The 11,062-nt window shown below is 69.3% G+C and carries 6 protein-coding genes and 1 pseudogene; 5 read left to right on the top strand and 2 right to left on the bottom strand.

Annotation, left to right across the window (positions count from 1 at the left end):
• The first annotated feature begins 374 nt into the window (after positions 1 to 374).
• The 5 genes and pseudogenes from RV986_RS42810 to RV986_RS42830 all read left to right on the top strand — a co-directional run bounded on the left by RV986_RS42810 (position 375) and on the right by RV986_RS42830 (position 8,418).
• Positions 375 to 3,335: a nitrate- and nitrite sensing domain-containing protein gene (locus tag RV986_RS42810; RefSeq protein WP_475922539.1), complete on the top strand. Its 2,961-nt coding sequence runs from the start codon at positions 375 to 377 to the stop codon at positions 3,333 to 3,335.
• On the top strand, positions 3,332 to 3,772 hold the full coding sequence (locus RV986_RS42815; protein WP_475922540.1) for a roadblock/LC7 domain-containing protein: 441 nt from the start codon (positions 3,332 to 3,334) through the stop codon (positions 3,770 to 3,772). Before RV986_RS42810 ends, RV986_RS42815 begins: the two co-directional genes overlap by 4 nt.
• A 9-nt stretch (positions 3,773 to 3,781) precedes the next feature.
• Positions 3,782 to 4,177 carry a DUF742 domain-containing protein gene (locus RV986_RS42820; protein ID WP_475922541.1) on the top strand — a complete coding sequence of 132 codons (396 nt, stop codon included), beginning with the start codon at positions 3,782 to 3,784 and terminating at the stop codon, positions 4,175 to 4,177.
• A gap of 24 nt (positions 4,178 to 4,201) precedes the next feature.
• A pseudogene (locus tag RV986_RS42825) lies at positions 4,202 to 7,832 on the top strand (hydantoinase B/oxoprolinase family protein).
• Positions 7,813 to 8,418, top strand: a complete 606-nt coding sequence (locus RV986_RS42830; RefSeq protein ID WP_475922542.1) for a GTP-binding protein — start codon at positions 7,813 to 7,815, stop codon at positions 8,416 to 8,418. The pseudogene RV986_RS42825 and the gene RV986_RS42830 overlap by 20 nt, the downstream one beginning before the upstream one ends.
• Positions 8,419 to 8,551: 133 nt before the next feature.
• On the opposite strand, the gene glpK is transcribed toward RV986_RS42830, so the two are convergent.
• Positions 8,552 to 10,072 carry a glycerol kinase GlpK gene (glpK, locus tag RV986_RS42835; RefSeq protein WP_475922543.1) on the bottom strand — a complete coding sequence of 507 codons (1,521 nt, stop codon included), beginning with the start codon at positions 10,070 to 10,072 and terminating at the stop codon, positions 8,552 to 8,554.
• Between the two features lie 42 nt (positions 10,073 to 10,114).
• Entirely contained in the window at positions 10,115 to 10,855 is a 741-nt protein-coding gene (locus RV986_RS42840; protein ID WP_475922544.1) for an MIP/aquaporin family protein, read from the bottom strand.
• Positions 10,856 to 11,062 lie beyond the last annotated feature (207 nt).

Raw genomic sequence — 11,062 nt, forward strand, 5'->3', positions numbered from 1 at the left:
GCCCGGCTTGCGCTGTTTTACGCCGCCTGGGCGCGGCATGCGGCTCCTACGGCCGATTCCGCCCCCATTTCCCGTAGTGAAGGACGAACGGTGTGTCCCGAAGATTCCCAACTGGGGAAAAATTCCGGCCAACTGACCAAGTTCGCCGGTCCGATGCGTTCCGGTTCCACATGCCGGATTCAGGGAGGCAATCTCCCCCAATGAACGGACAACTGCCCATCTTCAGTTCCTCTGAGCGCCCGTGTCGCACCTCCTTCGCGCCGGGCGTGCGCCCGGACAGGCCTTCGAGTTACCTATGCGTCAGTAGTAGGCTCACGCCGTTTGTTGACACACAGGTGTGCCCCGGGCCGGAGGGGGCCGAGCTGGGGGAGGCCATGCGCTTTCGCGGGAAGTCCATCCGCCGGAAGATCGTGGCGCTGCTCCTCGTGCCGCTCCTCTCCCTGACGGGGATCTGGGCCTTCGCGACGGTACTCACCGGGCGCGAGGCCAACCAGCTGTTCAATGTGACGGACATCGTCGAGAAAATCGGCTACCCCACCGAGGACACCGTCCGTGTCCTCCAGCAGGAACGCCGTCAGACACTCGTCTATCTCGCCGACCCCCGTGCCTCCGACGCGCTCGCGGAGCTGAGGCGCAGTCGGACCGCGACCGACCGGGCCGTGGCGAAGGTCCGCAAGAACGCCACGGACGAAGACGTACGGGAGGAAATGAACGAGGGCACCTCACAGCGCCTCACCTCCATCCTGGACGCCCTCGACGGCATCGACTCGTTGCGCCGCAGCGTCGAGGACGGCACCGTCAACCGTGCCCAGGCCCTCGACCTCTACAACCGTCTCGTGGACCCCTGCTACACCCTGGTGACCAACCTCCACGTGGTCGACAACGTGGAGATGGACAAGCAGGGCCGCGCCCTCGTCAATGTCGACACCGCCCGTGAACTGCTCTCCCGCGAGGACGCCCTCCTCGGCTCCGCGCTGGTCGCGGGCCGCGTCACCGGCGACGAGATCCGCGACATCTCCGACCTCGTGGCCCAGCGCACCCTGCTCTACGACATCAGCCTGCCGCTGCTGCCCTCCTCGGACCGCGACCGGTTCCAGCGCTACTGGAGAAACGCCGACACAGCGCCCCTGCGGGTGGCCGAGCAGGCCGTCGTCACCTCTCCGGCCGGCCCGCCCCACGGCGTCACCGCGAAGAGCTGGGACCAGGTGGCCGGGCATGTGCTCGACGAACTCGGCGATCTCGACGACACGGCCGGCGACCGCTATCAGGACCGGGTCCGGCCCGTGGCCACGGGCGTCATCGTCAAGGCGGTCATCGCGGGTGTCCTCGGACTCATCGCCCTGCTGGTCTCACTCGTCATGTCCGTACGCATCGGCCGGAGCCTCATCCGTGACCTGCGCCGACTGCGTCTGGAGGCCCACGAGGCGTCCGGCGTCCGGCTGCCCAGCGTCATGCGCCGGCTCTCCGCGGGCGAACAGGTCGACGTCGAGACCGAAGCGCCGCGACTGGAGTACGACAAGAACGAGATCGGCGAGGTCGGCCAGGCCCTCAACACCCTGCAGCGTGCCGCCGTCGAGGCCGCCGTCAAGCAGTCCGAGCTGCGCGCCGGCGTCTCCGAGGTCTTCGTCAACCTCGCCCGCCGCAGCCAGGTCCTGCTCCACAAGCAGCTCACCCTCCTCGACACCATGGAGCGCAGGACCGAGGACACCGACGAACTCGCCGATCTGTTCCGCCTCGACCACCTGACCACGCGTATGCGCCGACACGCCGAGGGCCTGGTCATCCTGTCCGGCGCAGCCCCGTCCCGGCAGTGGCGCAAGCCGGTCCAGCTCATGGACATCGTCCGCGCCGCCGTCGCCGAGGTCGAGGACTATGAACGCATCGAGGTGCGCCGACTGCCCCGCGTCGCGGTCACCGGGCCCGCGGTCGCCGACCTCACCCACCTGGTGGCCGAACTCCTGGAGAACGCCACGGTGTTCTCGCCCCCGCACACGGCCGTACAGGTCATCGGTGAGCGCGTCGCCAACGGCTTCACCCTGGAGATCCACGACCGCGGCCTGGGCATGGCGGCCGAAGCGCTCCTCGACGCCAACCTGCGGCTCGCCGAGACTCCTGAGTTCGAGCTGTCCGACACCGACCGGCTCGGTCTCTTCGTGGTCAGCCGGCTCGCCCAGCGGCAGAACGCCCGGGTCTCCCTCCAACCGTCCCCGTACGGCGGTACCACCGCTGTCGTCTTCATTCCCGACGCACTGCTCTCCGACGACGTCCCGGACACCAACGGCATCGGCTTCCGCCTCGACCGCGCGCTGCCCTCGAAGGAGGGCAAGATCGAGGAGGACCGCAAGGCGGCGCTCTCCGAGGTCCCGGTGCGGCTCCCCGGAATGCCCGCCTCGATCCTGGACGGGCCGGTCGAGCTGGAAGCCCCGGTCGACCTGGACGCCCTCGGCGGTTTCGCGAACGCTCTCAACGACGGGGACGCCGAGCAGGACGGTCTGTTCCGGCCACGCCGCTCCATCGCCGGTGTGCCCGTCGAGCAGCACCCACCGCACCAGCAGGCCCGCGGAGGCGGTAGTGAGGCGGCGGCCCGCTCCGGTGACGAGCACCCGGACGCTCCGGTCCCGCTGCCGCGCCGCGGAGCACCCAAGCTGGTCAGCTCGCACGGTCGTCCGGTGACCCGCACGAGGCCCCGACGTGGCGAGACGGGCCAAGAGCCCTCGGCGGCGCCGGAGTCGGTGGAGGGTTTCGATCCGGTCCTCGAACCGGTGGACCGGATCGGGGTGGCGGAGCGGGACGGCGCAAAGCCACCGCTCGCCCGGCGCGCCGAACGCATCGAGCGCACCGAGGCCCCGATACGCCGCGGCATCGACCGCTCCGAGAACCCCGGTCGCCGATTCGAGGCGTCCGGCGTCCGGTCCGAGACCCAGGGCCTACGACCCGAGACGCCCGGTTCTCGATCCGAGGCGTCCGGCCTCCGAGAAGCCCCCGCTCTCCCCCAACGCATCCGCCGTACCACCTCGTCATCCGGAACGGCCGACGCCACCCCGGACTCCGTCGCCGCGACGCAAGGGGCACAATCAGGTACGAGCCCACTGCCCCGCCGTGTCCGGCAGGCCAATCTGGCCCCGCAACTGAAGGACGGACCCGCACGGCGTGCCGAGCGCGACAGGGCCCGCACCGGGAACGCGGCGGGCGTCGCCGATCGCGACGCCGACGAGGTACGCAGCCGGATGGCCTCGCTCCAACGGGGCTGGCAGCGCGGCCGTGAGGAGAACGCCGCGGGCGACGGGGCCCAGGGCGGCACAGCACCAGGAACGGAAAAGGGGGACGGTCGATGACCGCACCGAAGGCCGAAGGACCCAGCGCGAGCAGCAACACGTCGGGCGAGCTGAACTGGCTCCTCGACGACCTGGTGGACCGTGTCGCCAGTATCCGCAAGGCGATCGTGCTCTCCGGCGACGGCCTTGCCACCGGGGCCTCCAAGGATCTGAGCCGGGAGGACAGCGAGCATCTGGCCGCCGTCGCCTCCGGCTTCCACAGCCTTGCCAAGGGTGTCGGCCGCCACTTCGAGGCGGGCGGTGTCCGGCAGACCGTCGTCGAGCTCGAAGAGGCCTTCCTCTTCGTCACCGCCGCCGGTGACGGCAGCTGCCTGGCCGTGCTCTCCGACGCCGACTCCGATGTCGGACAGGTCGCCTACGAGATGACGCTCCTGGTGAAGCGGGTCGGCGTACATCTGGCCGCCGCTCCGCGCACCGATCTGCCCTCGGGTGGGTAGTGGGATGGCATGAGCGGAGACGGTCGGGGAAAACGCCACTGGTTCGACGACGATGCCGGGCCGGTGGTCCGTCCCTATGCCATGACACGCGGCCGCACCACCAGTCCGGCCCAGCATCGCCTCGATCTGATCGCGGTGGTCGTCACGGAGCCCCACGCGGACGACCCCGAAGAGGATCATTCGCTGTCCCCGGAGCACGTGGACATCGTCGAACTCTGCCGTGACACCCCCCAGTCGGTCGCCGAACTCGCGGCCGAACTCGATCTCCCCATCGGGGTGGTCCGCGTCCTCATCGGGGACCTCGTGACCGAGGAAATGGTTCGTGTGACACGTCCCGTACCCCCTGCCGAACTGCCGGACGAGAGTATTCTGCGCGACGTGATCAATGGCCTCCGGGTGCTCTGATCTGGGCGGAAGCGGGGAACAGACGTGACAGGCTGGCAGTTCTGGGTCGACCGAGGCGGCACCTTCACCGATATCGTCGCGCGACGCCCGGACGGCCGTCTGCTTACGCACAAACTGCTGTCCGAGAACCCGGGGCGGTACGCCGACGCGGCTGTGGCGGGCGTACGCGAACTTCTCGGCGGCGCCCAGGAAGCCCAGGAAGCGCATATCGATGCGGTCCGTATGGGCACCACAGTGGCGACCAACGCCCTCCTGGAGCGCAAGGGGGAGCGCACCCTCCTCGTCGTCACCCGCGGCTTCCGCGACGCCCTGCGCATCGCCTACCAGAACCGCCCCCACATCTTCGCCCGCGCCATCGAACTGCCCGAGCTGCTGTACGAGCGCGTGATCGAGGTGGACGAGCGGATCGCCGCCGACGGCACGGTCCTGCGCGCCCCCGACCTGGAGGCACTCGCCGGGCCTCTCCAGGCGGCGTACGACTCCGGATTCCGCGCCGTCGCCGTCGTCTGTATGCACAGCCATCTCCACTCCGCCCACGAACAGGCCGTCGGGGAGCTGGCCGAGCGGATCGGCTTCCCACAGATCTCGCTGTCCAGCGAGGTCAGTCCACTCATGAAGCTCGTCCCACGGGGCGACACGGCCGTCGTCGACGCCTACCTGTCGCCCGTGCTGCGCCGCTACGTCCAGCACGTCGCCGATGAACTCCAGGGCGTGCGGTTGATGTTCATGCAGTCCAACGGCGGCCTTGCCGAAGCCGGTCAGTTCCGCGGCAAGGACGCCATCCTCTCCGGGCCCGCGGGTGGCATCGTCGGCATGGCCCGGATGTCGCAGCTCGCCGGCTTCGACCGCGTCATCGGCTTCGACATGGGCGGCACGTCCACGGACGTCTCGCACTTCGCGGGCGAGTACGAGCGGGTCTTCACCACGCAGCTCGCCGGGGTCCGGCTGCGCGCGCCCATGCTGGACATCCACACCGTCGCCGCGGGCGGCGGCTCGGTGCTCCACTTCGACGGCTCCCGCTACCGGGTGGGCCCCGACTCGGCCGGCGCCGACCCCGGACCCGCCTGCTACCGCGGTGGCGGCCCGCTCACCGTCACCGACGCCAACGTCGCGCTCGGCCGCATCCAGCCGGCCCACTTCCCGTGTGTGTTCGGCCCCGACGGCGATCAGCCGCTCGACGGCGCACTCGTCCGCGACCGCTTCGTCGTGCTCGCCCGCGAGATCCGCGAGCAGACCGGTGACGACCGCACACCGGAGCAGGTCGCGGAGGGCTACCTGCAGATCGCCGTGGCCAACATCGCCAACGCCGTCAAGCGGATCTCGGTCCAGAAGGGCCACGACGTCACCCGGTACGCGCTGACCACCTTCGGCGGCGCGGGCGGTCAGCACGCGTGCATGGTCGCCGACTCGCTCGGCATCCGCACCGTCCTCGTCCCGCCGATGGCCGGTGTGCTCTCCGCTCTCGGCATCGGGCTCGCCGACACGACAGCCATGCGTGAGCAGTCCGTGGAGGTGCCTCTGGAGGCCTCCGCGATGCCGGGCATCCTCAAGATCGCCGACGCCCTGGAAGGCACCGCCCGTGCCGAACTCCTCGGCGAGGACGTACCCGAGGACCGTGTCCGGGTGACCCGGCGGGCACAACTCCGCTACGACGGCACGGACACGGCGCTCACGGTCGAGCTCACCGAGCCCGACACCATGGCCCACGCCTTCGAAGAACGCCATCGCGCCACCTACTCCTTCATCCTCGATCGTCCGGTCGTCGTGGAAGCACTCTCCGTGGAAGCCACCGGTCTCACCGACCCCCCCGACCTCTCCGCCCTGGCCTCTTTCGAAGGCCGCTCGGCCACCCCGGAAACGGTCAGCCTCCACACGGGCGGTGCCTGGCGCGACGTACCCCTGCACCGCCGCGAGGAACTGCCCCCCGGCGAAACGGTCACCGGCCCCGCGATCATCACCGAGGCCGGCGCGACGACCGTCGTCGACGACGGCTGGCGGGCCGCGACGACCGACGACGGGCATCTGCTCATGGAACGCGTGGCGGTTACGCAGAGTTCCGATCTCGGCACGGAAGCGGACCCGGTTCTCCTTGAGGTCTTCAACAACCTGTTCATGTCCATCGCCGAACAGATGGGCGCCCGCCTGGAGTCCACCGCCCAGTCGGTCAACATCAAAGAGCGCCTCGACTTCTCCTGTGCCCTCTTCGACCCCGACGGCAGTCTCGTCGCCAACGCCCCCCATATCCCCGTCCACCTGGGATCGATGGGTACGAGCGTCCAGGAGGTCGTCCGGCGGCGCGGCGACACGATGCGGCCGGGCGACACCTACGCGGTCAACGACCCGTACCACGGCGGCACCCATCTCCCCGACGTCACCGTGATCACCCCGGTCTTCGACACGGAGGGTGAGCACATCCTGTTCTACGTCGCCTCACGCGGCCATCACGCCGAGATCGGCGGCATCGCCCCGGGCTCCATGCCGGCGAACAGCCGCACCATCGAGGAAGAGGGCATCCTCTTCGACAACTGGCTGCTCGCCGAGGACGGCCGCTTCCGCGAGGCCGAGACGCTCCGTCTGCTCACCGAGGCGCCCTACCCCTCACGCAACCCGACGACCAACCTCGCCGACCTGCGCGCCCAGATCGCCGCCAACCAGAAGGGCGTCGACGAAGTCGCCCGCATGATCGAGAACTTCGGGCTCGACGTCGTCCAGGCCTACATGCGACACGTACAGGACAACGCCGAGGAAGCGGTACGCCGCGTCATCGACGCCCTGGAAGACGGTGAGTTCGCCTACGAGACCGACGCCGGGGCCGTCATTCGCGTCCGCGTCCGCGTGGACCGCGGAAAACGCTCCGCCACGGTCGACTTCACCGGTACGTCTGCGCAGCTCACCACCAACTTCAACGCGCCCTTCTCGGTGGTAAACGCCGCCGTCCTGTACGTCTTCCGTACTCTGGTCGCCGACGACATCCCGCTCAACGACGGCTGTCTGCGCCCGCTCGACATCGTGGTGCCGCACGGCTCGATGCTCGCTCCGGAGGCCCCGGCCGCCGTGGTCGCGGGCAACGTGGAGACCTCCCAGGCGATCACCGGCGCGCTGTACGGAGCCCTGGGCGTACAGGCCGAGGGGTCCGGCACGATGAACAACGTCACCTTCGGCAATGAGCGGTACCAGTACTACGAGACCGTCGCCTCCGGATCCGGCGCGGGTGACGGCTTCCCCGGCGCGTCCGTCGTGCAGACCCATATGACCAACTCGCGGCTCACCGACCCCGAGATCCTGGAGTGGCGACTGCCGGTCCGGCTCGACGAGTTCGCGGTCCGGCCCGGCAGCGGCGGGGCGGGGCGCTGGAGCGGCGGGGACGGTGCCGTGCGCCGCATCCGTTTCCACGAGCCCATGACCGTCTCCACGCTCTCCCAGCACCGCAGGGTCCCGCCCTACGGCATGGCCGGCGGAGAGCCCGGGGCGCTCGGTGCCAACCGGGTGGAACGCGCGGACGGCACGGTCACCGAACTTGGCGGAAGTGATACGACGGATGTCGGCCCCGGCGACGTACTCGTCATCGAAACCCCCGGCGGTGGGGGCTACGGTCCCCCGCCGCACGACACCCCATCAAGCAGGAGTAGAGATCGATGATCTTCGGGCGTTCTGAACGCGGCAAGCCCCCGGTCGAGCCCGTCACGCTCAAGATCCTGGTGGCCGGTGGCTTCGGTGTGGGCAAGACGACCCTGGTCGGCGCGGTCAGCGAGATCAAACCGCTGCGCACCGAGGAGGTGCTCACCGAGGCGGGCCGACCCGTCGACGACACCAGCGGTGTGGAGGACAAGCACACCACCACCGTCGCCATGGACTTCGGCCGCATCACACTCCGCGAGGACCTGGTGCTCTACCTTTTCGGGACACCCGGGCAGGATCGTTTCTGGTTCCTGTGGGACGAGCTCGCCTCCGGCTCCCTCGGTGCCGTCGTGCTCGCCGACACCCGTCGCCTGGAGGACTGCTTCGCTGCCGTCGACTACTTCGAGCGGCGCTCCATACCGTTCGTGATTGGCGTCAACTGCTTCGAAGGATCGTCCCGTTACCCGACCGACGACGTCCGCCGGGCCCTCGACCTCGACGACGACGTGCCGGTCGTCCTGTGCGACGCCCGGAACCGGGAGTCGGCCAAGGAGGTCCTCATCGAGGTGGTCCAGCACGCGATGGAGTACGGAGCCGGCCGACGCGAACCGGTCACCACCTGAGCCACGCCTACGGTTCGTGCCACGCATACGGCCCGTACCCCCGCCGACCGGGGTACGGGCCGCAGCCGTGCCACACGCGCGTAGCTATCACATGAGCCACGCGCGCGTGGAGCCCTTTTTCAGCTGACGTCTCTCAGCTGACGTCGTCCGCGTGCCAGCCGAAGCTCTTCTCCACCGCCTTGCGCCAGTTGTGGTACTCGCGGTCGCGTACGGAGGCCTCCATGGACGGCGTCCACTCGACGTCCTTCCGCCAGTGCGACTTCAGCTCGTCGAGGTCGTTCCACACGCCGGTCGCGAGCCCCGCCGCGTAGGCCGCGCCCAGACATGTCGTCTCGGACACCCGGGGACGGATCACCGGCACCCCGAGAACGTCCGCCTGGTGCTGCATCAGCAGATGGTTCTTGGTCATGCCGCCGTCCACCTTCAGGGTGGTGATCTGCACCCCGGAGTCCTGGAACATGGCGTCCACGACCTCACGGGTCTGCCAGCTCGTCGCCTCCAGGACCGCGCGGGCGAGGTGCGCCTTCGTGACGTATCGCGTGAGCCCGGTGACGACACCGCGCGCGTCCGAGCGCCAGTAGGGGGCGAACAGGCCCGAGAACGCGGGCACGATGTACGCGCCGCCGTTGTCGTCGACACTCGCCGCCAGTGTTTCGATCTCGTCGGCGCTGCGGATGATGCCGAGTTGGTCGCGGAACCACTGCACCAGGGCGCCGGTGATCGCGATCGACCCTTCGAGGCAGTAGACGGGAGCCTCGCTGCCGATCTTGTAGCCCATGGTCGTGAGCAGCCCGTTCTTCGACGGAACGGGCCGGTTGCCGGTGTTCAGCAGCAGGAAGCTGCCGGTGCCGTAGGTGTTCTTGGCCGTGCCCACGTCGTAGCAGGCCTGCCCGAAGACGGCCGCCTGCTGGTCGCCGAGGGCCGATGCGACGGGGACACCCGCGAGCTGGCCCACGGCGGTGCCGTACACCTCGGCCGACGATTTGATCTCGGGCAGCACCGCCTCGGGGACGTTCATCGCGGAGAGGATGGACTGGTCCCACTGGAGGGTTTCCAGATTCATCAGCATGGTGCGCCCGGCGTTGGTGACGTCGGTGACGTGCCGCCCGCCGTCCGTGCCGCCCGTCAGGTTCCAGATCAGCCAGGAGTCGATGGTGCCGAAGGCGATCTCGCCGCGCTCGGCACGCGCGCGCAGGCCCGGCACGTTGTCGAGCAGCCAGGCCGCCTTGGGGCCGGAGAAGTAACTGGCCAGCGGCAGCCCCGTCTGCTCGCGGAAACGGTCCTGGCCGTCCGTGCCGCCCAGCTCGTTGCAGAGCGCGGAGGTCCGGGTGTCCTGCCAGACGATCGCGTTGTGCACGGGCTTGCCGGTGGCGCGGTCCCACAGGACCGTCGTCTCGCGCTGGTTGGTGATGCCGAGCGCGCTCAGCTGGCCGGCGCGCAGCCCGGCCTTGGCGATCGCGCCCGCGACGACCGCCTGCACCTTGGACCAGATCTCGGTGGCGTCGTGTTCCACCCAGCCGGGCTTGGGGAAGATCTGGCGGTGCTCACGCTGGTCGACGGCGACGATCGCGCCGCCCCGGTCGAAGATGATGCAGCGGCTTGAGGTGGTGCCCTGGTCGATTGCGGCGACGTACTTCTCGGCGTTCTCCGTCATGACGTCCCCTTGTGTCCTCTGCGTCAGAAGGCTGCGTGCTCGTCAGAAGGCCGCGTTGTAGATCGCGGCTCCGATGGCGGCGCCGGCGATCGGGCCGACCACCGGGATCCAGGAGTAGCTCCACTCCGAAGTGCCCTTGTTGGGAATCGGCAGCAAAGCGTGGGTGAGGCGCGGCCCCAGGTCGCGGGCCGGATTGATGGCGTACCCGGTGGGGCCGCCCAGCGAGAGACCGATGCCGACGACGAGGAACGCGATGAGTTGGACGGGCAGCCCCGCGTCGCCGATCCCCGCCACGTGTTTGTGGCCGCCGACCATGGCCAGAATGGGCAGCATGAGGCCGGCGGTGGCGATGACCTCGGTGATCAGGTTCTGCACGGGATTGTCGATCTCGGGCCGGGTCGAGAAGATGCCCAGGGTCTCAATGGCGTTCTCCTCGTCGGCGTTGAGGTTGAACTGGCCGAGGTACAGCAGCCAGCAGAGCGTGGCTCCGACGATGGCGCCGGCGAACTGGCCCAGGATGTAGAAGGGCACGTCCTCCCACTTCGTCGAGCCTTCGATGGCGAAACCGATCGTCACGGCAGGGTTGATCTGACCGCCGGACAGTGGCGCCGCGGTGTAGGCACCGGCGAGCACGCCGAAACCCCACCCGAACGCGATGACGACCCAGCCGGCGCCCTGCGCCTTGGACTTGTTGAGGGTTACGGCGGCGCAGACGCCCGCGCCGAACAGAATCAGAATCGCAGTGCCGATCAACTCGCCGACAAAAATGTCGCCGTTGCTCATGGCGGCTCCTAGGCCTCGCCCGGAGCGGACCGCTCCGGGCCACCGTGCGGGGTGCGTTTCCCATGGCTACTTCAGCCGAAGGCAGGGAGGTCCCGAGCCCCGCCCGGCGTCCGTGACGAGCGTGCCGTCGCAGCGGAATCGCCCGTGGGGCACAGCCCTTGGAACAGGTCGGAAACCCGAGCGGCGCGGTGCCTGAAGACGCCCGAA

Source organism: Streptomyces sp. RLA012, from assembly GCF_056270325.1.